Raw genomic sequence first — 25,248 nt, 5'->3', positions numbered from 1 at the left:
GGGCATATTGGAACAAGGAGGATATCATGCGGGTCAATCGCCGTTCATTCCTGATGGGTTCAGCCGGTGCGGCCGCCGGCCTCGCCTTCGGCGCCGGCAGCGCCATTCCGGCCTTTGCCGAAGACGCACAACTCCGCGCCATGTGGTGGGGATCCAACGACCGCGCCAAGCGCACGCTCGAGGTTGCCAAGCTCTATCAATCAAAGTCGCCTGGTGTCACTCTCGTCGGTGAATCGCTTTCCGGCGACGGCTACTGGACGAAGCTCGCAACGCAGATGGCCGGCCGCTCGATCGCCGACATCTTCCAACTCGAGCCGGGAACAATTTCAGACTATTCGAAGCGCGGCGCCTGCCTGCCGCTCGATGAATTCGTTCCCTCGACCCTGGACGTCACGTCCTTCGGCGCCGACATCCTGAAACTGACCACCATCGACGGCAAGCTCTATGGTGTCGGCCTCGGCCTCAACTCCTTCTCGATGTTTTTCGACACAGTCGAATTCGAAAAGGCGGGGATCCCGTTGCCGACCCCCGACCTCACCTGGGATGAGTACGCCAAGCTCGCGGTAGAACTCGCCAAGTCTTCCGGCAAGGGCGGCGGCCCCTATGCGGCGCGCTATAACTATGTGTTCGATGCCTGGCTGCGCCAGCGCGGCAAGAGCCTCTTTGCGAAGGAAAGCGTGGGGCTCGGCTTCACGGCCGACGACGCCAGAGAATGGTTCGACTACTGGGAGAAACTGCGCAAGGCGGGCGGCACCGTTGCTGCCGACGTGCAGACGCTCGATCAGAACACGATCGACACCAATTGCCTCGGTCTCGGCAAATCGGTGATCGGCATGGCCTATTCAAACCAGATGGTCGGCTATCAGCTGATCATCAAGAACAAGCTTGGCATCACCATGCTGCCGCGTGAAAAGAAGGGCGGTCCATCCGGCCATTATTACCGTCCGGCACTGATCTGGAGTGTGGGCGCTACGACCAAGCACGGCGAAGCTGCTGTGAAATTCATCAGCTTCTTTGTCAACGATCCTGAAGCCGGCAAGATTCTCGGCGTGGAACGCGGCGTGCCAATGTCGCCGACAGTGCGTGAAGCCATCCTGCCGCAGCTCAACCCGACGGAGCAGGAAACGGTCAAATACGTGAACCTGCTCAAGGATCAGGTCGGTGAGTATCCGCCGCCGGTGCCGATGGGAGCAACCCAATTCGACCAGCGCGTGCTGCGCCCGATTTGTGACGAACTCGCCTTCGAACGGATTTCGCCCGCCGATGCGGCGACCCGGCTCATCGAAGAGGGTAAGGCAACGATCAAGGGATGATCGGTCGCCCGACATGAGGAGAGGCCCGCAACACCCCGGCGGGCCTCCCCGTTTTTCAGGCCTCTGTTTTACGGACTAGAGCATGATGCCGAAAAGTGTGAGCGGTTTTCGGACGACATCATGCTCTACTTCCTTGATTTAGATCAGGATTCAGATTTTAGTCCGATCGGGTCTAAAATCATCCTGATCTATCAGTTGCTACCCAGGTTTTCGACCACGCGCCAGTCCGGCCGGCCGAGATCGAACGGCCATGCATGCACATCCCGGTCGTTGAAATAGACGACCTCCTGCAGATTCGGGAAGGCGCTCTGCTTCAACGTGGCCGTTTCGATCCACGGCCTGATATAGGCGTCACCGCCTTCATAGCCGAGCTCCGCCACCCAGATGGGCTTTCCGTAACCGGCGACGAGATCATACCCCTGCTTCAATGCTTCCGAGAACGTCCAGTGCTCCTTGTAGGCAATCTCGTCGTAGCGCTGGAGACCGAAGACCGAGAGCCCGACGAGATCGACATAGTCGTCGCCGGGATAATAGGCCTCAAGGCCAGGCTCTCCCTTTGGCGACCACATGATCTCGGTGCCGGGCGCCTCCTGGCGGACAATGTCCATCATCCGCTTGTAGGCGGTGATATAGTCCTGCGGACTCCAGCCGGACCATGAGAACCGCCCTGACTTGTCCTCCATCTCCTGTCCCCAGCGGACGATCACCGGGCTTTTCAGCTCGGATATCATATGCGCGATCGAACGCATATTGACATCATAGTCACCGCGCAGAACCTTGGCGCGAAGCTCTGCGGAGGTGAGCCGCCAATCGACGTCCCAGGACCATGGCTCCACAGTGATCAGCAGGTTGCGGCCCCTAGCCAGCGCATAGGCATCGGCGACGCGCAAAGTTTCGAGGTCGACGTCCTCCCACGGCAGGAACAGGGCTTCGGTCGCGACATTCGGCTGCGCGCCGAAATCGCCGTGCGGATCGTAGGCCCCGAACTTGATGCCGTCGGCATGAAGGACGGGGCGCTTGTCGATGATCGTCTGCACGGCCGCCGCAGGGTTTGGCGCAATGCCCGCATATTGCATTTCGCTTCGGCCCGGCAGATCCGCGACACACAATAGCAGCAGCGCAATCGCGGTGGTCGAGAGGTTGTTTTTCATTAGCTTCTTCATGGCTTCACCCTCCTTTTCGGGCTACTTGCTGGCTCAGCAGGATCTGCTTCACTTCGCTTGCCTTCGCGCTCACCGTATCCATGGGAACGAGCTTGCGGAATTCGTCGTCCGGGAGCACCGATTCATGGCGGAAGACGTACCACTTGCCGTCCGGCTGGCGCCGCTGATAGATTGTGTTGCCGATCTTGCGGTGACCGAAACAGGTGCTGGCGCGGGCCGCACCCTCGGCATTCGTCCAGGTGGCACGCATGCAGAGCTGGCCGAGATCGTCGACCACCCATCTGCCTTCGGCGAAGGACGGCTTTCCCTTGTCGTTGCTCCAGGCGACGAACCGGCGGCCGTCATCGGAGAAACGGCCACCGCCAGTGTTCCAGGTCCAGGTCTTGTCGCCATAGATGCGATAGAGCTCATAGGCGCTGAGCGGCGTCGGCGCTTGCTGTTTGGCGACCTCGGCGCCGTGCGCTGCCACCGGCAGGCACAGGCTGAGAGCGAGGGCCGCTCCGTATAGTCTCGATCCGATACTCATTACATCCTCCTACTCGACACTTGCCGGTTCCGCCGGCTCAGACACCTTGTTCGTCCCGTCCCGCGCTTCCGAACCCATTCCATCTGAGGCGGAACTTCACGATCCTGGTCTTGCCGCCGCCGACACCGGCTCCGGCCACGGCAAACTGCGATTGGCTGAAACTGATGAATGTCTGGCCGTGGGAAAGGGCCTCGAGGCTATGCAGACCATGCCCGCCCGCCTGCATGCCGCCGGTGATGCAGATCGCAAGCCCCGTGGCCGTCGCAAGCCAAAGCCCGCGTGATTGCGGCAACCGCGGCAGATCGTTCTCGATCGCGTGGCGAATGACGATCAGCACCGTCAGCGACAGATAGATCAAAAGATTCATCTCCGCGAAAATATAAAAGCCCTGGGCGGCAGCGGCCTCACTGGCCAGCACCATGGCGGCTGCGCACAGCCCGGCGAGCCCGATATAGGGCGCGATGACGTGCATCGGCAAAGATCGCTGCTGCTGCCTTCCCTTCGGCGTGATGCGGAAATCGACGAAAGAGCCACAGATATAGTCGCGAAGCGCGGCGAGGCTGCCGGCAAGCGACCACGGCCAGCGCAGGAAGATAAAAGCAAGCCCTTCCCAGCCGAACAGTTTCGCATCGTGCGGCCTGAAGGTTGCCGTTGCCCGCCAGAAGAAGGCAAACAGCGTCAGCACGATCGACATCGGCACGAAATGCAGCAGGAAATCCGGATAGGTAACATTGACGAAGACACGGCCCGTCAGCAGCGCGGCGAGCGGCAGCAGGAACATCATGGCCATGAAGGCGGAAAAGAGCGGGTACCAGAGCTGCGAGAACACGAACTGGAACCTCAGCCGCCAGGGCAGGTGCATGATGTGGCGGCGGGAATGTTGCAACAGAATGGTGACCAGGCTGCGCGACCACTGGAATTCCTGGACGACGAGATCGGTGAAGTTCGCCGGTCCGTCTCCATGAGCGATCGCATCGACGGCATGCACGCCACGCCAGCCACCGGCATTCATCATCAACGTCGTCGAATGGTCTTCGGCAAGTTCGGGGCCGAGGCCGCCGATCTGACGAAGCGCGGCAGTGCGAACCGCATAATGGGAACCGATGCATAGGGGCGCCCAGCCATTATTGTAACCGGTCTGCAGCGAACCGTGCAGGCTTGCCTCGGCATGGAGCCTGCCGCGCGCCGCCCAGCTTGCGCCCGCATTGGCATCGCAGATGCTGGGAGCGGAGACATAACCGATGCCGGGATCGGCAAAGGGGCGCAGGACTTCACGGAGGTAGGTTGGCGTCGGCACATGGTCGGCATCGAACTGGGCGACGAAATCATAGCGCGCATAGCCGAAATGGTCGTAGAAATAGGCGAGGTTGCCTTCCTTGCAACGCGTCCGACGCGGCCAGGCGGTGCGATGATACTCCGCAACGCCCTTTCGGGTGGAGATCAGCACGCCGTGCGCCGCACACCAGCGCCTGGTTTCCTCCGAAGGATCCTCGTCGGCCAGCCAGACGTCGAAATCGACGCCGGTCTGGTCGAGCATCGCCTGCAGCGTGGCGCGGACGACGGCAAAGGGCTCGGACGGCGCCTTGGTGACGACCATTGCCACCCGCCCTTCCGGCAATCCTGCCCGAGCGCTGACCGTTCTCGCGTCGAGGAAGATCAGGATAAAATAGGCCGGCACGAGCGTGATCCAGGCAAGCACGAGGGTGATAAGCACAAAGGCGGCCCAGGAAATGATATGGGCGGACTGGCACCACCAGATCCAGAAATAGCCGAGTGCTGTCAGCCAGCAGAAGATACCGAAGCCATAGGCGACACGGTTCCAGCCGGTGAAAACAGGATCGAATGCATCAGCAGTGGCTGCTTTGGCCGTCCTGACGCCATGGCCGATTTGCGAGACGTTGCTCATGCCCCCATCTCCAGCCCGAAGGTGGGACCGGCGGTGCGGATGATCGTATCGATATCCGAGAAAGCCGGTGCGAAGCCGAGTTCCGCTTTCGCCCTTGCGGTATTGGCAAAGAGGATCGGCGGATCGCCGACGCGGCGGGAGCGATAACGCACAGGGACTTCGCGGCCGCTGGCGCGATGGATCGCCTCGAGAATCTCGCGCACCGAGGTGCCCCGGCCGGAGCCGAGATTGATGCTGAGCGAGCCGCCGTCCGCCAACAGATGATTGACGGCGGCGAGATGCGCCTGCGCGAGATCGCTGACATGAATATAGTCGCGAACACAGGTTCCGTCCTCGGTCGCATAATCGGTGCCGAAGATATCGAGCCGCTCCAGCCTGCCGGCAGCGGCGAGGAGGGCGCGCGGAATGAGATGGGTCTCGGGTTGATGGCGCTCGGCGAGTTCGCCGTCTGGATCGGCTCCAGCCGCATTGAAATAACGCAGTGTGGCGAAGCGGATGCCGTAGGCAGCGGCAAAATCCTCGAGCGCCATTTCGAAGATCAGCTTGGTGCGTCCATAGGGATTGACCGGGTGCTGCAAGCTTTCCTCCCGTATCGGCAGCGAGGCGGGAACGCCATAGGTGGCGCAACTGCTCGAAAAGACGATCCGGTCGATATCCTGGTCGAGGCAGGCCTCAAGCAACGTCAGACTGCCCACGACGTTGTTCCGGTAATATTTCCTGGGCATGTCGACGGATTCGCCGACATAGGCATTGGCACCGCAATGGATGACGCAATCGGGCGAAAACTCCGCAAGAGTCCGGCGCAGCGTGGCTACGTCGGCAAGTTCCGCACGGATGAGCGGCCCCCAGCGAACGCTGTCGGTATGTCCGGTCGAGAGATTATCGTAGGTAACCGGGATCATGCCGGCGCGCGACAGCGCTTTGCAGATATGACTGCCTATGAAACCGGCGCCGCCGGTGACGAGAATGTAGCGGGGCATCTCATACGACCTCCGCCTTCTCTGTGCCGGCGAGCAAACCGTCGAAATAGTCGACGGTGCGAGCCAAGCCGGTTTCGAGGCCGATGCGGGGCTGCCAGTCCAGCTCGGCCATGGCCCGGGAAATATCCGGCCGCCGCTGACGGGGGTCGTCCGTGACCGCCGGCAGGTGGACGATCCGGGAACGCGAGTTCGTCAGATCCCGGATGATTTCCGCCAGGCGTCGAACGGTCATTTCGGCTGGATTGCCGAGGTTGATCGGGCCGTTGCAGGCGTTGCCGGCAGCCGAAAAACGCAGGAAACCTTCGATAAGATCGTCGACATAGCAGAAAGAACGGGTCTGCTGACCATCGCCGTAGATCGTCAGATCCGCGTTGCGTAGGGCCTGCACGATGAAATTGGAAACCACCCGCCCGTCATCCAGGCGCATGCGCGGTCCATAGGTGTTGAAGATGCGGCCGACTTTGATGTCGACGCCATAAGTCCTGTGATAGTCGAAAAACAGGGTTTCGGCGCTGCGCTTGCCCTCATCGTAGCAGCCGCGCGGTCCGATCTGGTTGACATTGCCGCAATAGGATTCGTGCTGCGGGCTGTGGATGGGGTCGCCATAAACCTCCGACGTCGACGACTGGACAACGATCGCACCGGTCTTTCGCGCGCAATCAAGGGTGTTGACGGCGCCGAGCACATTGGTGAGCAGCGTTCCCACAGGATCCCGCTGATAATCCGGCGGAGAGGCGGGAGAGGCGAAATTGAAGATGAGCGACGCGTCGATATCGAAGGGCTGCCTAACATCGTGCTCGACGATGTGGAAGCGTGTGTTCGACGCAAGATGGTCGACATTCGCACGGCGGCCGGTGGAAAAATTATCGAGGCATATGACACGGTGGCCGCGCTGTAGAAGCCTTTCGCAGAGATGTGAACCGAGGAAGCCTCCCCCGCCATTCACAAGAACGGTGCGCAACGCTTGCGGTACCGGTACGCCTGACGCTTCAGAATAGCCTTCGTTGGGAACGAAACTACGCATTACAAACTCCTTCCCATGTATTTAGTCTTTTGATTTATTTATGCGCCTAAAGTCTTCCTTATCCGCCTGGATGTTCGTGAACCCCCTATCAATATCTGAATAACTTTTGTAGTTATTCTTTGCATAACCGAATTACTACTCAAATGATAAGACGATCAGCGTGAAGGTCAACTTTAAAAACTCCAAGTATCCAAAATAATTACACAAGTATTCTTCAAGATAACGAATGATTAATCACTCCAGTCATTTTCTGACCGCAACAACGCCTCTCAATCGCCGCTTAAGCTTCACTCAATGCAGCTAATATACGAGGGAAGGCGGGAGGTCGGCCGCGCTCACCTGCACGGCCGGTCTTGCATCGGGAAGCGCCATATGCGAGGGGTTTGGCCATGTTAGAAAAACAAGATACAGCGCAGCTGAAAGGCCGGCGTTTCCGCTTGGCGATGTTCGTCTGGGGTGCGACGCTTGTTGCGATCGGACCAACGGCTTGCGCGGTCGTTGATGACGATATCGCGGTCGTCGCGAAGAAGAATATCGTCGTGGTTGAGGCGCCGCGCGCCTCCAAGGCCTATGCCTATCCGGAAAATCACGCCGAGCGCCCGGCCGGGGTAACGGCCCGCGCTGTCACCTATTACGGCTCAGCGCCATATATCTGCTCTCCAAGCGGCTTCGGACAGAAGTCGCGCTGCTTTGCGCGACCCTCTATCTGAAGCAAAACGGATCGTTACATCAATTGCGCCACCGGCCGGACATATCGTCTTCGCCGGCAGGGTGTTCATTGAAGAAGCGGGATGCCGCTTCCGTGCGGTTTCGGACGTTCATCTTCTTATAGATGTTGCGGACGTGAACCTTCACGGTGTTTTCCGAAAGATGCAGCTTATCGGCGATGATCTTGTTCTGCGTCCCCTTGCAGATGAGATCCAGAATCTGAACCTCCCGCGTGGTCAAAGCGGAGATGCTGTCGCGTCTCAGCTTGAGCGCATTGTTACGGGCCGCATCGACCGATTTTGTCTGATAGAGCGAAGGCTCCAGCTGGACGTTCTTGTTGTTGAGACGGTTGAGAAGTGCTGACGGAAAATGTTCGCCGCCCTTCAACAGTAGATCGACAGCGGCCATGAAGACGTCGAGCCGGAGGTTAAGCGGCAGGACGCCATCGATGATCCTTGCCTCCACCAGCCGGCTGACATAGGGCTCGAGCATGTCGATCGCTTCGACGACAAGTCCGATCGAGGTTTCAGGGTGGTTTTCGCGGGCAGCCTGCAGCGCTTCTTGAAGCTCAGGGCCAGGTATATGATAGAATAAAACGAGCTTCATATCGCTGGTATCTTTTTCCAGCATCGGCTTTGTGCTCGTTATGCTTGCTACTTCACAGTTCGGAAATTTCTTTGCCAGTGCTTCTACCATGCATTCTGAAAACAGATCCGCCTTGGCTACGACTAGTATAGTATCTCCAGACGAACTCAACTTCCTTCCTTGGTCCGCATTCTCCATCCCAGACCCTGTCATGAACATATACGCCTCCCCTAGCGTTACACTTTACTCAAACGTGGAGCGATGGCGGGTATTAGATAGTATGAAATGTCGCCCCCCAATAGCATCGCTTTATTTTTTAGACATTTCTTAATTATGTTAATACGGATTGAGAAGGAAGGAAATGGCCCAAAGTGATTAGTTTTAGCGGACGAAAAACGATACGATACAAAGCGTTGGTTGTATTTTACTTCGATAGATACTTAAAGGCTATATTTGCTCTGACTATAGATGATCGGCTTAATGTAATATTTCAGTACAGATTGTCATATTTTCGTCATGCACGGTAACCGGATATTGGACGGGGAAAGATCGAGACGTGCCCCTCAACCCGGCAGCGAATGCCGGGGAGCCCCGGATTCTCGTTGCTCGCCGACGCTGCTGCAGAAGAGATCCTTAACGCTCTAACGACAGGGGCTATCCAGGGCTAGCCGGGCATGGCAGATCCGCCTTAGCCCAAATTGGTATCTATCGGATCCATATTTTTTCCAGCAATCTGTGATCGTCGTCCAAGTGGCGACATGGAAAATCCAGGTATTGTCATGCGTATTTGATACTTGGCCTCCAAGCAGGGCAACTCAACGAAAAGCATGCCTGAATACTCCTTATCCTTCTGAGGATGCGGAGCCGGATATGTGCGACCTTGTACTAAGTACGTACGTTCCCAATACCAACGATTTGATCAACAAATCGCGACGATGCTGCAGATGGCTAGTATCGAATACATCTGCCGATGTTAACCGCATCGGAGCGAGCGCGAGTAAAATCCCATTTGAGATGAGAGGGATTTCGAAAAGCTGCTCCGGTTTTTTCTGGAGAATGCAATGTCTGACGAAACCGAAATCACGAAGGTCGGGGCGCTTGCCGACGGCTTTGCCAATAGCGCGATCAATTCGACTGAAATCGAAGACGATTCGACCGGTTATGTTGGCGGCGTCGCCAATGGCGACAATCGCGACAATACCGACAATAGCGTCGACGTGGACGTCAAAGCGGAGATCGATGTCGCCGCCAACAATGGCAACAACCGCGACAACGAATATGACTGGAGCTACAAGTCCGACGACGATACGAGCACCAAGACCACGACGATTACCGACTCCAATAACGACTACGACTGGAGCTATGATAGCAAGTCGTACAGCGACAACGACACCGACACCGACACCAAGACAATCACAGACACCGATACGAAGACCGTGACCGACACCGATATCAAGACCGTTACGGAGACGGATACGGATACGAAGACGGTCTCCGACAGCAACAACACCTCCGACAGCTTCAACAAGACGGACACAGACTTCGCCGTCATCGAGGACGTCAAGGACTCCAACCTCGGCGTTGCCGGACACGACCTCACCTTCAATCTCGGGGACGACTTCTCGTTCACTCTCGACGTCGACAGCATCCTCAACAATTCGCTAACCGGCGAAGGCAACGACAGCGGCTTCAGCGCAATCCAGGCGAACCATCTGGCCGACCAGGATAATGCCTGGAACACCACGATGAACAACCAGCATGCCGATAACCACCTCAAGGCCGATGGCGGCGACGCCAGCAGCGCAGAAGGCATGGAGATGGACGGCAAGGGCTGGGATCTCAAGGCTGGCGACGATGCCACTGGCTCGAGCGCGGCCGATGCTTCGGCCATCCTTGCCAATTCCGGCTTCCACCTCGAGCTCGTTCAGGGTGCGAACCTGCTCAGCAATACGGTCGACTCCAGCGTCATCGGCGGCAATTCTCATGTCTCCGACGTCGGCGAGGATACCAGCACCTGACACTGACCTCCAAAGACCAAGAGAACTGCACCGGCTCAAGCCGGTGCAGTTTGACTGCTTGAAAACGATTTGACGACCACAGCACGGCTCCCGGCGGGCGCCTCCAAGGCCGATCGTCATTTCGAATGGGAGGGCCGAACCATGCATATCGAGAAGATTTCGGAAATCATTGCGCACTTCATCGGTCTCTTCGAGATGACGACCGACGAGATGAGGCTGCGCACCAATTATGCCGAAGGCGCAGGACCGGGCGCGGATGGACCGGCCCTGCCGAATCAGGATGCCTTTACCCCCGCCTTCTCTTCCGATCTCCAGCTCAAGGACTACGATCCGGGCGTCATTTACAAAAGCGGCAGCTACGATATCGAATATGGTCCGACGCGCCATTTCGGCCGCGTCTTCGAAGAGAGCCTCGAGAAGCTGGCAGCGATTGCCGGAAAAGACATCCCGTTACCGCATTTCGGCGATCCTACGGATATCGTGCTGACGGATGAGCCGGAACTGACCGTCTTTGCCGGACCTGGTTCGGCAATCAGTCATGTCCTCCAGGTCAACGTCCTTTACGACGACGATTATCTCGATATGACGGACGGTGTCCATGCGCCTCGAGACACGAGTTTCGTCATCGAGCGGCTCGCGGATTTCAGCGCCAAGGCCGAGATCTTCACGCCTTTTGCGAGCCTCCACCGCACCGATACGTATGATGGCGCGCTGAAGATCGCCGAGGATCTCGAAAGCTATATACAGAACAGCAAGGACAGTGGCCCGGCCTCGCCCGGCACCGGCGACGCGACGCATGATTTCATCACCACCGCCCCCAAGAACGACACGGTCTATGTCAACGGCGAGGAGACGACCGATATCCCTGTCCTCGACGACTTCCTGCCCGACCGCGGACTCGCCAAGCTCCTGGAGGAACCCGACGACAGCAATTCGTCCGTCGAACAGACCGACCCGAGCGGCGACAGCCTTGATGTGACCGCCGGTGCAAATCTCCTTGTCAGCGTCGCCTCGGTGATCAATACCGGCGTCATCGCTTCGGTCACGGCGGTGATGGGCAACTATCACCAGATCGACGCGATCTCCCAGGCCTTTGTCTACAGCGACAACGACGATATTGCTTCAACGCTGCATTCATCCGGCCATTCCGCCGAAGACGCGGGAACTGTCGCCAAGAATATCGCCCTCTTCGAACACAGCACCTTCGAAGCATCGAGCCATGCCGATACTGATGTTGCCGAGCCGACCTTCCCGACCAGCTGGCGCGTCAGCGTCATCGACGGCGACGTCTCTTTCGTCCAGTGGATCGAGCAATATCACTTCGTCAGCGACAACGATACGATGACGGTCACCACCTCGGGATCCGAAGCCACGGTTCTGACGGGCGGCAACACCTCCATCAACGTCTCCTCCTTTTTCGGGATGGGCATGCAGTATGATCTGGTGATCATCGGCGGCAATGTGCTCGACATCAACAGCATCACGCAGATCTCGCTGCTCTACGACAATGACTGGGTGCGGGCGGAAGACGGCGTTGATCCCGGCGCCGACATTCAGACGGGCAACAACCTGCTCTGGAATTTCGCCTCGATCCACAATGTCGGGACGGACAGCCCGTTCGCGGCCATGCCGGACTATATTGTCGAGACGCAGAAGGCGATCGAAGATCGCGATCCCAATATGCCCGAAGGGCTGTCCTTCGACGTGAATTTCCAGGGATATGCCGGTCTCAACGTGCTCTACATCACCGGCAATCTCTACGACATGACGATCATAAAGCAGGTCAGCATTCTCGGCGATTCCGACGATGTGACCCAGGCGGCATCGACCATCCTCGACAACAATCCCGATGCAACGGTTACAATCGACACAGGCAACAATGCGGTCATCAACATCGCCGAGATCGTCGACTACGACAGTTTCGGCCAGACGACCTATCTGGCAGGCCAGCTTTATTCAGACGCCATCCTCATTCAGGGCGGGCTGGTGGAGCATGACACGACACAGCCGCAGCCGGCCGACGACAGGCTCGCCAACGAAGTCATTGCCTTTCTCGACAACGACGATCCGGGGGGCAGCGATTCTGCGGACGGCGTCATCAATGCCGGGCATGATTTTTCATGGTCGTCGGCGCACCCCGCCGACGTAATGCAAGCCATGGTCGCGTGACCTTGAGTATTGCGGAGGAACCACGATGAACCAGATTTCAAAACAAATCTTTGCGGCAGGCAGCGCCCTCGATCTCAGGTCGGGCAATATTCCTTCCGCTGCCCCCTCGGAAGGCGAGATGAGCGATGTGTGCATCTCCGCGATCGACCAGGCGGTCGAGAATCTTCGCAGGCTCAGCGGCGCCGTTGCTTCGTCTCACGATGGCGGCAAGGAGACGGTTGAAGTTGCGGTACGCGAGGCTGCCGATATCGGAGGCGCAAGGACAACTCAGCCGCCCCTGACGCAGAAAACGGTGACGCCAGAAGCCTCGAACGTGAAAACAGCACCTCCTGCCGCGGTGGCGCAGAACCCGGCGACAGCAGAACTGGTGGAAGCACCGGTTCAACCGCGGATCGAAGCGCGGGTGACCCCCGAGCTGCCGAAAGAGAAGACCGAGCTCAAAGCGAGCCCGATGATGCCCTTCGGCAAGACCATCGAGGGCGAGAGCGGTCCGATCAGCGAGAACGACAGGCGGCTGCGCACCGGCGGCGGCGGAAACGGCAAGGATTCCGATCCCGGGGGCGACGGGGGCGGGGGCGGCAGAAGCGGCGGCGGTTTTCACAAGCGTAGCGAGCCTGTGAATTTCGCCGCCAGCCTCTCCCGCGGCATGGCTGCCGTACGACGCAACATGGTGGTCGTCATGATGTTCACGATCGCCATCAACGTCCTTCTGCTGGCGATACCGCTTTATCTTTTCCAGATATCCGACCGGGTGCTGACAAGCCGCTCCATCGACACGCTCGTCATGCTCTCGATCGCCGTGCTCGGCGCGGTGCTACTGCAGGCCTTCATGGATACAGTGCGACGCTTCATCCTGATGCGCACCGCGGTGGAACTCGAAGTTCAGCTCGGCGCGCCGATCCTCAGCGCTGCGGCGAGGGCGTCGCTGCATGGCAGCGGCAAGGATTATCAGACGCTGCAGGACCTGCAGCTTTTGCGCGGCTTCCTGACATCCGGCACGCTGATCGCGTTTCTCGATGCACCGCTGATGCCGTTCTTCGTGGTCGTCGTCTATTTCGTGCATCCGCATCTCGGCATCATCATCATGACCTGCTGCGCAGTGCTTTTCGTGATCGCCTACCTGAACCAGAAATTCACCGCCCGGCAATTTGCCGAATCCAACGGCTATCTCAGCCGGGCAAATTTCCATCTCGATTCCATGTCGCGCAATTCGCAGATTATCAACGCAATGGCGATGATCCCCGAGGCGGTGAAGATGTGGGGCCGGGAAACGGCGGGCTCGCTGAAATCGCAAGTCGAAGCGCAGGACCGCAACATCATCTTCTCCGGCATATCGAAGGCTTGCCGCATGATCACCCAGATCACCCTGCTCGGCTGGGGTGCGCATCTGTCGCTCTCCGGCGAGCTGACGGGCGGCATGGTGATTGCGTCCTCGATCATCTCGGGACGCGCCTTGGCGCCGATCGAAGGCGCCATCGAAGGCTGGCATCAGTTCAACCGATCGGCAGCCGCCTATGGCAGGATCAAAGGACTGCTGTTGAACTCCCCATTGAACTTCCCGCGCCTGCGTCTTCCCAACCCCGAAGGCCGGCTGGATGTCGAACGCATTCTCTTCGTGCCGCCGCCGCAGAAGAAGGTCATTCTCAACGGCATCTCGTTCTCGCTCAGGAAGGGGGAATCACTTGCGATCATCGGTAATTCCGGGTCCGGCAAGACGACGCTCGGCAAGATGCTCGTCGGCTCGATCGTCCCGACGTCGGGGAATGTTCGCCTCGACCTGATGGATCTGCGCAACTGGGACCAGCGCCAGTTCGGCGAAAGCATCGGCTATCTACCGCAAGACGTGCAGCTCTTTCCTGGTACGATCAAGGCCAATATCTGCCGCATGCGTGACGACGTCGACGATCACCAGATCTATGAGGCCGCAGTGCTCGCCGACGTGCACGAACTCATCGCAGGCTTCCCGCAGGGCTACGAAACCATCGTGGCGGCCGATGGCGCTCCGCTTTCGGGCGGTCAGAAGCAGCGCATCGCGCTGGCCCGCGCCTTCTTCGGCAATCCGAAGTTCGTGGTCCTCGACGAGCCGAACTCGAACCTCGATACACAAGGCGAGGCAGCTCTTGCCAAGGCGCTGATACACGCCAAGAAGCAGGGCATCACCACCGTCACCATCACCCAGCGCCCGGCTCTTCTCCAATGCGTCGACAAGATCCTCGTGCTCAAGGAGGGCACTGTCGCCATGTTCGGTGAAAGGATCGAGGTGCTGCAGGCGCTTTCCAAGAACAACGGCAATAACGGTCAACAAGCACCGCGCATCGAGGGATGAACGACATGGGACGGAAAAATCAGGAGACATCAGGTCCGGTGCAGCTCGAATGGTATAGCGACGTGCCGCGCTCGATCCGGATGCACAGCATCGTCGGCCTGACGGTTCTCTTCACCTCGTTCGGAGGCTTCGGCTTCTGGGCGGCGACGGCGCCGCTCGCCTCCGCCGTTATCGCGCAGGGAAGTTTCGTCGCGACCGGCAACAACAAGATCGTCCAGCATCTGGAAGGCGGCATCATCAAGGAGATGCGCGTCAGCGAAGGCGATACGGTCAAGGAAGGCGATATCCTGCTGACCCTCGATCCCACAGCATCCCGCTCAAACGAGCGGATGCTGCAGCTTCGCCGCCTGCGCCTGGAAGCCATTGTCGCAAGGCTCCGTGCCGAAGCGCAGGGCCTGCGTGAACTCCAGCTTCCCGATATCGTGACGAAGGAGGCCAGCGATCCCGATATCAACGCGATCATCCAGAGCCAGAACGTCGTCTTCCACAGCAAGCAGATCAAGCTCGAAGAGCAGCTCAATCTGATCGGGAAGAACATCGCGTCGCTGGAATTCCGGTTCGCCGGCTATAGGGGCCAGCGAGATTCCTTCGAAAGGCAGCTGTCGCTGCTGACCGAGGAACGCGACTCCAAGGCTCGGCTGGTCAAGGTCGGCTATATGCGCAGGACGGATCTGCTGGCAATCGAGCGGGCGATCGCCGATGCGATGGGCGACATTGCTCGACTGAACGGCGAGCTCAACGAGAGCGAGGCCGAGATCGCCAAATTCCGACAGGAGGCCGTCATCGCCGTCAACTCCAACAAGCAGGCGGCACTCGATGCGCTCGAGACCGCCGAAACCGATCTGGACAGTGTGCGCGAACAGATGCGCGAGGCCGCCGGCGTGCTCCAACGTACCACTATCCGTTCGCCGGTGTCAGGCACGGTGGTGCGCTCCTATTTTCACACAGCCGGCGGTGTCATCACGACAGGAAAGCCGATCATGGAAATCCTGCCGTCGCATGTGCCGCTGATCCTGGAAGCGCAAGTGCTGCGCACCTCGATCGACCAGCTGCATGAGGGAGAAACGGCCTCGATCCGCCTCACGGCGCTCAACCGGCGCACGACCCCTGTTCTGCAGGGCAAGGTCTTCTACGTCTCAGCCGATTCGATCGAGGAAAATTCGGGAGCTTCGGTCAAGGACGTCTATATCGTCCGCGTCGGAATACCCGATTCCGAGATTGCGCGGGTGCACAATTTCCATCCCGTTCCCGGCATGCCGGCCGAAGTGCTGATTCAGACGTCGGAACGCACCTTCTTCGAATATCTGAGCAAACCGATCACCGACAGCATGTCCAGAGCCTTCAAGGAGCGCTGATCGCTCGCGATCCGGCACGGGCGGACCTGTAGATATGACGGACTTGCGCGTTATTCTGATGTAATGTCCACATGTCATCCCTTGAGGGATGGATTCCCTCCGGGGAGAAAGGGTCAAGCATGGCGGCGATGTCCGATGTCCTGCTGCGGGTCGGCCGCCTGAACTATGTCTGGACGAACACCGAAAGCCTGCTGATCTACATCATCGCCCATCTTCTCCGGGTGGAAAAGGATGCAGCGATCGTCGTGTTCCTGACGCTCAACACGACGCGCGCACGGATCGATCTCATCGAACGGCTGTCCAAGCTCGCTTCGACCTCCCCTACCGACCGGAAGGCGATCCTTTCAGCCATGTCGCGGCTTAAGAAAGAATCCAAGATACGCAACAAGTACAATCACTGCATCTATTCCTTCGACGAAAAGGGAGAGATCTCGAGCACACAGCTGATGCGGCTCGTCGAGGACGATAAGCAGATCCGCTACGGCAAGATCGAACAGATGGACGCGCGCGAGCTCGACCTTCTGGAAAAGTCGATCGCCGAGATCGTCGCCATCAGCCGGACGCTCTGGGCCTTTATCCATGCGAGCCCGCGGATCTCCGGCGAACTCTGATCTAATCCTTATGTACTCATGTTCTCAAAACCGCTGCGCACTTTCGGGCGAGGTTCGTTGAAGAGCGGCATCCTTCAGGACGCGTTTCGCTCTATCACTTTGAATCTGTGTATGATTTTACCAAAACCGATTGCGATTTTGGGTTATGCGTCGGCTCAGGACTAATCCCATTTAGGCGCCTCAAATCATCCGGACGGTTTATTTGAAGATCGGTGTTTCCCATTAGAATGAAACCTCCCGAGTGACGTATGGGGTATTGGGGGCGGACATGCGCATAGATATCATCGATACCATTGCGGGGTTCGAGGCGGTACGCGAGAACTGGGATCAGGTCTTCCTGGAAGATCCAGACGCGCAGCATTTCCTCTCCTGGATATGGCTGAAGAACTATCTGTTCCGCCGACGCCGCTGGTTCATCCTCGCCCTTCGCGAACGCGATCCCGAAGCACCCTATGTCGCCTTCTTTCCGCTGCGCCTCATCACGCATCTGAACGAAAAGACCGGGCTCTTCTACGACGAGATCATCATGGCCGGAAATTTTGCGGCCGATTATACCGGCTTCATCGTCAGGCCGGACTACGAGCATCATGCCATTGCCGGTTTTGCTTCGTTTATCAAACATCAGAACTGGACCGACCTGAAACTCGAATATTTCAGCGGTCCTGCCAGCCGGCGCGAGAAGATGATCGAGGCGCTGCAAGGACCGGAGGTGATGTTTCGCGACAGCTCGCCCAAGAACAGTGAGAATATCGACAATACGATCTGTCCCATCGTCCCCCTGCCGGCAAGCTTCGACGACTATCTCGAGCAGCGCATGAGCAGCCAGACGCGCCAGAAGCTCCGGCGGTTCCTGCGCAAGATCGAAGGCGACGATATTTACCGGATCACGATGGCAACTCCCGAGACCATCGATCGGGACCTGGACATCCTCTTCAATCTCTGGCGGATCAAATGGAGTGCCCGTAAAGGCGCGGAGCGGACCGAGCGGCTGATCATCACCACGCGCGAGATGCTGATGGACAGTTTCAACAGCGGCAATCTCGAGGTGCCGGTCCTTTGGTGTGGCGACCAGCCGCTCGGCGCGCTGGCGAATATCGTCGATCGGCAGAAGAAGGCCATCCTCTTCTATATCACCGGCCGCGATGAGAACTGGAAGACACCGTCTCCCGGCCTCATCCTGCATGGCTACTGCATCCGGCGGGCGATCGAGCAGGGCTTCAAGACCTATGACTTCCTGCGCGGAAACGAACCCTATAAATATATGTTCGGGGTGGAGGAAAGGCGGATCAGCTGCACCTTGTTCCGCACCCGCAACGGCCAGAACCTGCATGGCGTGCTCAACCCGCGCAGCATTCGTTTCGTCTATGAACAGGCGCTCGACATGTATCGCAATGGAGCCCGGAGCAAGGCGGAGATCGCCTTCAACCAGGTTCTGCAATCGGCGCCAGGGCATACCGGCGCGGAATTCGGGCTTGCCAATCTGCTGTTCGACCGAGGCAAACTGACGGAGGCACTGACTGCCTACAAGGCTCTTGTCGAGCAAGCGCCCGATCCGACGCCGATCCAAATGCGGCTTGGCGACACGCAGCTTGCCCTGCATCAATATGACCATGCCGCAGAGACTTTCCGCCGGGTCGGCGAGATCGGGCCGCATCTCATCCAGGCGCATTACAAGCGTGGTATCGCCCTTGCTGCCAGCAAACGACTAGCCGAGGCGGAGGCGGTCTTCGCCGCAATCCAGGACGTGCATTCGGACGATCCGACCGCACTCGATTATGCCGCCAAGGCGGGTGTTGCCCTTGAACGCCTGCGCTCGATCACCGAGCCTGCCGCTGGCAAGACGGACGTCGTGCCGGAGACCATCGCCCGCTGGAACCGAGGACGGCAGCTCAGCGAGCGACGCCGGCCACGTCTGCATTGATGTGGTTTCGCCATGGCGGGGAAATGCGGTCCGGCGGCTCCGGGACGCACAGTCTTTGATTTTGCGCTGCGATCGTTGCTAAAAGAAGCGCGAGCCTATTTTTGCAACTCCTCAGTGAGAAGTCATGCAGACGAATGCAGACGGCGCCGAAAGGGAACGGCTTCTGGCCATTCTCGATTTCTGGCACAAAATCGAGTTCTTCATTCCTTACGATCTCTCCAGTCGTATCGTCTCCGGCGAAGGCCGAAGTGTTTTCTGGTTGCATGCGAAAACGCTCCGCGATGACGGTGCCGCACTCAGCCGTCCAGCGATCCCCGAGGAAAAGCAGATCACGGGTTTCACCCTGTTCCTCGGCGTTTTCAGCAAATCCGAAATTGCCGATATTCGCAGACACTTCGATAGCGTTGCGACCGATACCGCCGAATATGACGACGCCGAACGCAGCGACCTCGATGGTGATACCTGCTTTGCCAGCTTGCAGCTCTCTCCCTTGGGAGAGCCGATGTTTGATACATTTTCGGTTTCCACGCTTCCATGGGCTTTGGGACGGGTGCGGAAGTCCGGCCTCTCCTCACTCGGCTACGAGGCATTTGCCGACAGCAAGCGGCAACTCACGGAATTGCTTCAAAACTTTCGGGCGCAGCGGCATCTGAGATCTTCGTCCTCCGAGGACATGACCGATCAGCCGATCGATGCTGCCGAAATCCTGACGCTGCATGAATTACTCTGCGATTGGGCCGGCTTTGCCTCGAAGCAGGAGAAACCCATCGCCGTTGTTGAAATACGCTACCGGGACCGGGTGGAAAAACCCGAGGTCATCTCCTTGCCGCCACCGCTGGAAAGCAATGCGCTTAATGCCGACGACGAGGAGGATGAGAGTACACGTGTTGAAGACGACATCGGTATCCTGAACAGCTTCTTCATCGAGGACATCGAGCGGGCGATGATACGCGTCACGCATGGCGATATCCCCGCGCCGCTCAGGCAATATCTCACCCGCTGGCGCATGAGAAACGGATCGACCTCTACTCGGAGGATGGACGCCGGGCGATCGTCCGGGCCTTGCATCCTGGAAAACTCAACCGCGGGCGCTGGCTCAGCGAACCTCACCACGCCATGAGCCTGATGCAACAGTTCGCGATCAATTCGGCGATCGACGACCTGTCAGAAACGGGACTGTTCTCGGTCAACGGCCCGCCAGGAACGGGAAAGACGACGCTGCTTCGCGACATGTTCGCGGATAATATCGTTCGGCGCGCCCGCATCCTGGCCTCCTTGAAGACGGCGCGCGAAGCCTTCGATGGCGCGCCGCGCCGCATCACTTTCGCGGACCGGAGCACGGCCACGATATCGGCGCTGATCCCGGCCCTGGCTGGATTCGAAATGGTCGTCGCCTCCTCCAACAACGCCGCCGTGGAGAATATTTCGCGCGACCTTCCGAAGCGAAGCTCTGTCGCGAGAACATCTTCATTCCAATATCTGCAGACCATCGCGCACAAAATCGCTTGTCAGAAGGACAACGGAGCCGTGGTCAGGCTCTCCGATGGCGACCGCCCATGGGGGCTGATCGCCTGTGCGCTCGGCAATTCCCGGAATCGCCGAGCTTTCAAGGAACGTTTCGCCTTCATGGAGATCGCCGAAAGGCCGAAGCCCAGCTGGTCCGGTGCCGACAAACCACAGACCATCTGGGAGTGGCTAAAGGGTTATAAGGGACCAAACTTCGCCGAAGCGTCGGCGACATTTCAGGCTGCCGACAAGGTGGTTGGCGACAAGATCGGCGAATATGCACGCTATGCCGATCTCCATGACGAAATCGCCCTGGTCTCGCAGGATGGTTTCTGCCGCGAGGCGCTTGAAAAGGTGAGAGCAGCTGCGGCCGAACTTCGACACGCACAGGACCGATGCGATATGGTTGCCGCCGACATGCTCCGCCTCAGGGAAGGCTTGTCTCCTCTGAAGGAGGAGGAACTTCTGCTCGACCGAGGCGCTCCCGCGTGGTGGGAGAAAGTGCTGTCGACCACCCCTGCCCGGCAACATCGGCACAATGTCGTCTCCAATGCACGAAGACAGCTGGAACTGCGCAAGGCGCTGGCGGAATGCGAACATCACCTTGCGAAAGCACTCAAACCTGCGCTGGAACAGTCTTTGCGGAGACATCGACGTGCCGAACAGGCACTGCGGTCGCAACGAGAAATCTGGTCCCGGAAAAGGGAGGAATTTGACCGCCTAGGGGAAATTCTCAATCATCCCACCCTACCTCGGCGCCTCACCGATCTCGAGAGCGATCAGTTCCAGATTGGCGGTCTGTGGCATCAGGACGAACTGGCAGGTCTGCGTTCGGCATTGTTGGAAGCAGCGTTGACGCTGCATGAAGCGTGGCTGGCGGATGTGGGCAAGAAGGGCGGAGGTTTTGGAGGGAACATCGTCGCCATCAACAAACTGCTTTCCAACAACGGCCCCGCCGACGGCGAGCACATTGCCTTGATCTGGCAGGGCCTTTTCATGACCGTTCCCATCGTCTCGACAACCTTCGCCTCCTTTGCCCGGCAGTTCCGCGGTCTCGACGCCGGTTCGATCGGCTGGGTGTTCGTCGATGAAGCTGGTCAGGCGGTCCCGCAAGCGGCCATCGGCGCCCTGTTGCGGGCGCGGCGCGTCATGGTGATCGGTGATCCCCAGCAGATCGAACCGGTCTTCACGCTGCCAAGCGCGCTGATCACCGCCACTTCGGCTCTCTCGCCGCATACAGCGGCAGGACAATATTCGCCGAACAGGGCCTCGGTGCAGATGCAGGCCGACGCCGCCAACCGCTATGGGACGACGGTCTCGGGCGAGGAGGCCGATGGGCTCTGGATCGGCAGCCCCCTCAGGGTACATCGGCGCTGCATCGATCCGATGTTCGGCCTTGCCAACCAGATCGCCTGTCAGAACAAGATGGTCTTCGGGCTGGAAGAGCGCCGGCCGGCCGGTGACGCTCCGCCGTCTCATCGTCGATCTCCTCACCGCCACTTATCGCCGGGACGGCGGATTGCCGGACCTCTATATCATTTCGCCGTTCAAGGAGATCAAGAACAGTCTGAAGCAGGCTCTGGCCCATGCAACATGGGTTGATTGGAGCGGAAACACGCGCTCGGCTCCGCCAAGACTGTCGAGGTGGCTGAAGGAAAGGATCGGCACGGTGCATACCTTCCAGGGCAAGGAAGAAGACGTGGTTTTCATGGTGCTCGGCGCCGATGCCGCTCATAGCGGGGCTGCAGCCTGGGCCGCATCGAAGCCGAACCTTTTGAACGTTGCCCTGACGCGCGCCAAACGCCGCTTCTATATCGTCGGCGATCACACCCTCTGGGAAACCTTGCCTTACTTTAGGGAGACAGCGAGTGCCTTGGAGACAATACAGGCAGCAGAATTCCTGGCCCGAATGAATTTGAACTGAAGGATCGAGATCCTATTACCGCGACCTGGATGCCTGCCTCGACCTATCGGTAAGCAAAAATGCAAAAGCCCGCGCGAGGCGGGCTTTTGAGTGATGTTTTTATGGGATTTGGTTGCGGGGGCAGGATTTGAACCTGCGGCCTTCAGGTTATGAGCCTGACGAGCTACCGGGCTGCTCCACCCCGCGCCTAGCGCAAATCCCGAAGGGATTTGTCGCGTCTGAGTAAACTGCTTTGGCGGTTTACTCTTACTGCCCGAGCAAATTGCTTTTTGCAATTTGTCTCGTGTTTTCCTGCTGATGCATTTTAACACGAAAGGCCGCTTGTGAGCGGCCCTTTGTTTCGGCTTTGGGCCGTTTGTTTTGTGATGAGAAGATTGATTAGTTGCGCTTTGCAGACCTGGCAGCGACCTACTCTCCCGCGTCTTAAGACGAAGTACCATGGGCGCAGGGGCGTTTCACGGCCGTGTTCGGAAAGGGAACGGGTGCAGCCACCCCGCCATAACCACCAGGTCGGCAAAGCGCAACTATATGTTTTGAGAAGCTGGCAGGCGTTAGCCTGTTTTCTTTTTTGAACACGTCTTTCGATCTCTTCCGGCTGCGGGTGCTTGTGGCACCCATACAGGCCAGAGGCCCGTCGCCAATCGTTTGGCGGGCCGTCCGCAGCGCCATTGGCGCGTCAGGACAAAGGTCTGGCACATCGAACGAAGTTCGATGAGCATAGTCAATGAGAACGATCAAGCCAATCGAGCTATTAGTACCGGTAAGCTTCATGCGTTGCCGCACTTCCACACCCGGCCTATCAACGTGGTCGTCTTCCACGGCTCTGATAGGGAATACTCGTTTTCAGGTGGGTTTCCCGCTTAGATGCCTTCAGCGGTTATCCCGTCCATATGTAGCTACCCTGCTATGCCCTTGGCAGGACAACAGGTCCACCAGAGATATGTCCATCCCGGTCCTCTCGTACTAGGGACAGATCCTGTCAATATTCCTACACCCACGGCAGATAGGGACCGAACTGTCTCACGACGTTCTGAACCCAGCTCACGTACCGCTTTAATTGGCGAACAGCCAAACCCTTGGGACCTGCTCCAGCCCCAGGATGCGATGAGCCGACATCGAGGTGCCAAACAACCCCGTCGATATGGACTCTTGGGGGTCATCAGCCTGTTATCCCCGGCGTACCTTTTATCCGTTGAGCGATGGCCCTTCCACGCGGGACCACCGGATCACTATGACCGACTTTCGTCTCTGCTCGACTTGTCAGTCTCGCAGTCAGGCGGGCTTATGCCATTGCACTCGACGACCGATTTCCGACCGGTCTGAGCCCACCATCGCGCGCCTCCGTTACTCTTTCGGAGGCGACCGCCCCAGTCAAACTACCCACCATACACTGTCCCGGACCCGGATGACGGGCCGCGGTTAGACATCCATGACGATAAGGGTGGTATTTCAAGGATGGCTCCACGGAAACTGGCGTCCCCGCTTCAAAGCCTACCACCTATCCTACACATGCCGACACGAATGCCAGTGTAAAGCTATAGTAAAGGTGCACGGGGTCTTTCCGTCTGACCGCAGGAACCCCGCATCTTCACGGGGAATTCAATTTCACTGAGTCTATGTTGGAGACAGCGGGGAAGTCGTTACGCCATTCGTGCAGGTCGGAACTTACCCGACAAGGAATTTCGCTACCTTAGGACCGTTATAGTTACGGCCGCCGTTTACTGGGGCTTCGATTCAAAGCTTGCACCTCTCCTCTTAACCTTCCAGCACCGGGCAGGCGTCAGACCCTATACGTCGTCTTGCGACTTCGCAGAGCCCTGTGTTTTTGATAAACAGTCGCTACCCCCTGGTCTGTGCCACCCCATAATAGTTGCCTAGCATGGGGTCACGCTTCTTCCGAAGTTACGCGTGCAATTTGCCGAGTTCCTTCAACATAGTTCTCTCAAGCGCCTTGGTATACTCTACCTGACCACCTGTGTCGGTTTCGGGTACGGTCTATACGGTGGAGCTATTTCCTGGAACCGCTCCGCTGCCCATCCAATCCAATAAGAATGAACAACTTGTGCAATCCGTCACTACCACCAGGCCCACGAATATTAACGTGGTTCCCATCGACTACGCATTTCTGCCTCGCCTTAGGGGCCGGCTAACCCTGCTCAGATTAACTTTAAGCAGGAACCCTTGGTCTTTCGGCGAGAGGGTCTCTCACCCTCTTTATCGTTACTCATGTCAACATTCGCACTTCCGATACCTCCAGGAGCCCTCACGGGTCTCCCTTCATCAGCTTACGGAACGCTCCGCTACCACTTGCGATTGCTCGCAAATCCTCAGCTTCGGTGCATGGCTTCAGCCCCGTTACATTTTCGGCGCAAAGACCCTTATTTAGACCAGTGAGCTGTTACGCTTTCTTTAAATGATGGCTGCTTCTAAGCCAACATCCTGGTTGTTTTGGGATCCTCACATCCTTTCCCACTTAGCCATGACTTGGGGACCTTAGCTGGAGGTTAGGGTTGTTGCCCTTTTCACGACGGACGTTAGCACCCGCCGTGTGTCTGCCGAGTAGTACTCCCCGGTATTCGGAGTTTGGTTAGGATCAGTAAGACGGTGAGTCCCCATAGCCCATCCAGTGCTCTACCCCCGGGGGTATTCGCTCGACGCTCTACCTAAATAGATTTCGCGGAGAACCAGCTATTTCCGAGTTTGATTGGCCTTTCACCCCTAGCCACAAGTCATCCCAATCTATTGCAACAGATGCGGGTTCGGTCCTCCAGTTGGTGTTACCCAACCTTCAACCTGCTCATGGCTAGATCACTCGGTTTCGGGTCTAATGCAACAAACTAAATCGCCCTATTCAGACTCGCTTTCGCTTCGCCTACACCTACCGGCTTAAGCTTGCTTGTTACACTAAGTCGTTGACCCATTATACAAAAGGTACGCCGTCACCCTTGCGGGCTCCGACTGTTTGTAGGCATCCGGTTTCAGGTTCTATTTCACTCCCCTTGTCGGGGTGCTTTTCACCTTTCCCTCACGGTACTTGTTCGCTATCGGTCATGCACGAGTACTTAGGCTTGGAGAGTGGTCTCCCCATGTTCAGACAGGATTTCTCGTGTCCCGCCCTACTCTAGGACAATCATGATATCTACGCGTACGGGGCTGTCACCCACTACGGCCGCACTTTCCAGAGCGTTCCACTTTAATCACAATTGCCACTGG

At 58.1% G+C, this 25,248-nt stretch carries 14 protein-coding genes, 1 tRNA gene, 2 rRNA genes and 1 pseudogene (1 of these 18 only partly in view); 9 read left to right on the top strand and 9 right to left on the bottom strand.

Going from position 1 to position 25,248, the window contains the following annotated elements:
- The first annotated feature begins 26 nt into the window (after positions 1 to 26).
- Positions 27 to 1,313 (top strand): ABC transporter substrate-binding protein, encoded by a 1,287-nt coding sequence (locus tag RLCC275e_RS22130; RefSeq protein ID WP_033181048.1) that lies wholly within the window; start codon positions 27 to 29, stop codon positions 1,311 to 1,313.
- 191 nt (positions 1,314 to 1,504) lie between these two features.
- Here the strand turns inward: RLCC275e_RS22130 and RLCC275e_RS22125 are convergent, their stop codons facing one another.
- Genes RLCC275e_RS22125 through RLCC275e_RS22105 form a run of 5 tightly spaced genes read right to left on the bottom strand, consistent with a single transcriptional unit; the run spans position 1,505 to position 6,912 of the window.
- Complete coding sequence (locus RLCC275e_RS22125) at positions 1,505 to 2,476, bottom strand: glycoside hydrolase family 26 protein (RefSeq protein WP_033181047.1); 972 nt, start codon at positions 2,474 to 2,476, stop codon at positions 1,505 to 1,507.
- 4 nt (positions 2,477 to 2,480) lie between these two features.
- Positions 2,481 to 3,002 carry a DUF995 domain-containing protein gene (locus RLCC275e_RS22120; protein WP_033181046.1) on the bottom strand — a complete coding sequence of 174 codons (522 nt, stop codon included), beginning with the start codon at positions 3,000 to 3,002 and terminating at the stop codon, positions 2,481 to 2,483.
- A 37-nt stretch (positions 3,003 to 3,039) separates the two neighbouring features.
- Positions 3,040 to 4,908 carry a glycosyltransferase family 2 protein gene (locus RLCC275e_RS22115; protein ID WP_033181045.1) on the bottom strand — a complete coding sequence of 623 codons (1,869 nt, stop codon included), beginning with the start codon at positions 4,906 to 4,908 and terminating at the stop codon, positions 3,040 to 3,042.
- Positions 4,905 to 5,888 (bottom strand): UDP-glucose 4-epimerase GalE, encoded by a 984-nt coding sequence (galE, locus tag RLCC275e_RS22110; protein WP_033181044.1) that lies wholly within the window; start codon positions 5,886 to 5,888, stop codon positions 4,905 to 4,907. The genes RLCC275e_RS22115 and galE overlap by 4 nt, the downstream gene beginning before the upstream one ends.
- A gap of 1 nt (position 5,889) precedes the next feature.
- On the bottom strand, positions 5,890 to 6,912 hold the full coding sequence (locus RLCC275e_RS22105; protein ID WP_033181043.1) for a UDP-glucuronic acid decarboxylase family protein: 1,023 nt from the start codon (positions 6,910 to 6,912) through the stop codon (positions 5,890 to 5,892).
- A gap of 389 nt (positions 6,913 to 7,301) precedes the next feature.
- Here RLCC275e_RS22105 and RLCC275e_RS22100 point away from each other — a divergent pair, with 389 nt between their 5' ends.
- A complete protein-coding gene (locus RLCC275e_RS22100; protein WP_033181042.1) occupies positions 7,302 to 7,622 on the top strand; it encodes a hypothetical protein in 321 nt (106 codons plus the stop codon).
- A 19-nt stretch (positions 7,623 to 7,641) separates the two neighbouring features.
- On the opposite strand, the gene RLCC275e_RS22095 is transcribed toward RLCC275e_RS22100, so the two are convergent.
- Positions 7,642 to 8,424, bottom strand: coding sequence for a helix-turn-helix transcriptional regulator (locus tag RLCC275e_RS22095; RefSeq protein ID WP_033181041.1), 783 nt, complete (start codon positions 8,422 to 8,424; stop codon positions 7,642 to 7,644).
- Positions 8,425 to 9,266: 842 nt separating this feature from the next.
- On the opposite strand from RLCC275e_RS22095, the gene RLCC275e_RS22090 reads away from it, so the two are divergent.
- From RLCC275e_RS22090 to RLCC275e_RS22060, 7 genes and pseudogenes are all read left to right on the top strand, one after another.
- Positions 9,267 to 10,223: a hypothetical protein gene (locus tag RLCC275e_RS22090; RefSeq protein WP_033181040.1), complete on the top strand. Its 957-nt coding sequence runs from the start codon at positions 9,267 to 9,269 to the stop codon at positions 10,221 to 10,223.
- A gap of 141 nt (positions 10,224 to 10,364) precedes the next feature.
- Positions 10,365 to 12,392, top strand: coding sequence for a hypothetical protein (locus RLCC275e_RS22085; RefSeq protein ID WP_033181745.1), 2,028 nt, complete (start codon positions 10,365 to 10,367; stop codon positions 12,390 to 12,392).
- Between the two features lie 25 nt (positions 12,393 to 12,417).
- On the top strand, positions 12,418 to 14,718 hold the full coding sequence (locus RLCC275e_RS22080) for a type I secretion system permease/ATPase (protein ID WP_033181039.1): 2,301 nt from the start codon (positions 12,418 to 12,420) through the stop codon (positions 14,716 to 14,718).
- Positions 14,719 to 14,723: 5 nt separating this feature from the next.
- A complete protein-coding gene (locus tag RLCC275e_RS22075; RefSeq protein ID WP_033181038.1) occupies positions 14,724 to 16,073 on the top strand; it encodes an HlyD family type I secretion periplasmic adaptor subunit in 1,350 nt (449 codons plus the stop codon).
- A gap of 119 nt (positions 16,074 to 16,192) precedes the next feature.
- On the top strand, positions 16,193 to 16,684 hold the full coding sequence (locus tag RLCC275e_RS22070; protein WP_003555717.1) for a hypothetical protein: 492 nt from the start codon (positions 16,193 to 16,195) through the stop codon (positions 16,682 to 16,684).
- Between the two features lie 268 nt (positions 16,685 to 16,952).
- Entirely contained in the window at positions 16,953 to 18,605 is a 1,653-nt protein-coding gene (locus RLCC275e_RS22065) for a GNAT family N-acetyltransferase (protein WP_033181037.1), read from the top strand.
- A 124-nt stretch (positions 18,606 to 18,729) separates the two neighbouring features.
- A pseudogene (locus RLCC275e_RS22060) lies at positions 18,730 to 22,035 on the top strand (DEAD/DEAH box helicase).
- Positions 22,036 to 22,144: 109 nt separating this feature from the next.
- On the opposite strand, the gene RLCC275e_RS22055 reads toward RLCC275e_RS22060, so the two are convergent.
- The 3 genes from RLCC275e_RS22055 to RLCC275e_RS22045 form a co-directional block, all read right to left on the bottom strand.
- Positions 22,145 to 22,221, bottom strand: a tRNA-Met gene (locus RLCC275e_RS22055).
- Between the two features lie 209 nt (positions 22,222 to 22,430).
- Positions 22,431 to 22,545: ribosomal RNA gene (gene rrf / locus RLCC275e_RS22050) — 5S ribosomal RNA — on the bottom strand.
- Positions 22,546 to 22,765: 220 nt separating this feature from the next.
- Positions 22,766 to 25,248: ribosomal RNA gene (locus tag RLCC275e_RS22045) — 23S ribosomal RNA — on the bottom strand; it runs 460 nt beyond the window's last position.

Origin of the sequence: Rhizobium brockwellii (assembly GCF_000769405.2) — a bacterium.
Taxonomy (GTDB): domain Bacteria; phylum Pseudomonadota; class Alphaproteobacteria; order Rhizobiales; family Rhizobiaceae; genus Rhizobium; species Rhizobium brockwellii.
The sequence above is the reverse complement of the archived record's forward strand: the minus strand, read 5'-3'. Positions and strand labels throughout refer to the sequence as shown.

Bases quoted from the DNA above. Each gene is read 5' to 3' on its own strand.
- RLCC275e_RS22130 (WP_033181048.1), top strand. From the start codon at position 27: ATGCGGGTCAATCGCCGTTCATTCCTGATGGGTTCAGCCGGTGCGGCC.
- RLCC275e_RS22125 (WP_033181047.1), bottom strand. From the start codon at position 2,476: ATGAAGAAGCTAATGAAAAACAACCTCTCGACCACCGCGATTGCGCTG.
- RLCC275e_RS22120 (WP_033181046.1), bottom strand. From the start codon at position 3,002: ATGAGTATCGGATCGAGACTATACGGAGCGGCCCTCGCTCTCAGCCTG.
- RLCC275e_RS22115 (WP_033181045.1), bottom strand. From the start codon at position 4,908: ATGAGCAACGTCTCGCAAATCGGCCATGGCGTCAGGACGGCCAAAGCA.
- galE (WP_033181044.1), bottom strand. From the start codon at position 5,888: ATGCCCCGCTACATTCTCGTCACCGGCGGCGCCGGTTTCATAGGCAGT.
- RLCC275e_RS22105 (WP_033181043.1), bottom strand. From the start codon at position 6,912: ATGCGTAGTTTCGTTCCCAACGAAGGCTATTCTGAAGCGTCAGGCGTA.
- RLCC275e_RS22100 (WP_033181042.1), top strand. From the start codon at position 7,302: ATGTTAGAAAAACAAGATACAGCGCAGCTGAAAGGCCGGCGTTTCCGC.
- RLCC275e_RS22095 (WP_033181041.1), bottom strand. From the start codon at position 8,424: ATGTTCATGACAGGGTCTGGGATGGAGAATGCGGACCAAGGAAGGAAG.
- RLCC275e_RS22090 (WP_033181040.1), top strand. From the start codon at position 9,267: ATGTCTGACGAAACCGAAATCACGAAGGTCGGGGCGCTTGCCGACGGC.
- RLCC275e_RS22085 (WP_033181745.1), top strand. From the start codon at position 10,365: ATGCATATCGAGAAGATTTCGGAAATCATTGCGCACTTCATCGGTCTC.
- RLCC275e_RS22080 (WP_033181039.1), top strand. From the start codon at position 12,418: ATGAACCAGATTTCAAAACAAATCTTTGCGGCAGGCAGCGCCCTCGAT.
- RLCC275e_RS22075 (WP_033181038.1), top strand. From the start codon at position 14,724: ATGGGACGGAAAAATCAGGAGACATCAGGTCCGGTGCAGCTCGAATGG.
- RLCC275e_RS22070 (WP_003555717.1), top strand. From the start codon at position 16,193: ATGGCGGCGATGTCCGATGTCCTGCTGCGGGTCGGCCGCCTGAACTAT.
- RLCC275e_RS22065 (WP_033181037.1), top strand. From the start codon at position 16,953: ATGCGCATAGATATCATCGATACCATTGCGGGGTTCGAGGCGGTACGC.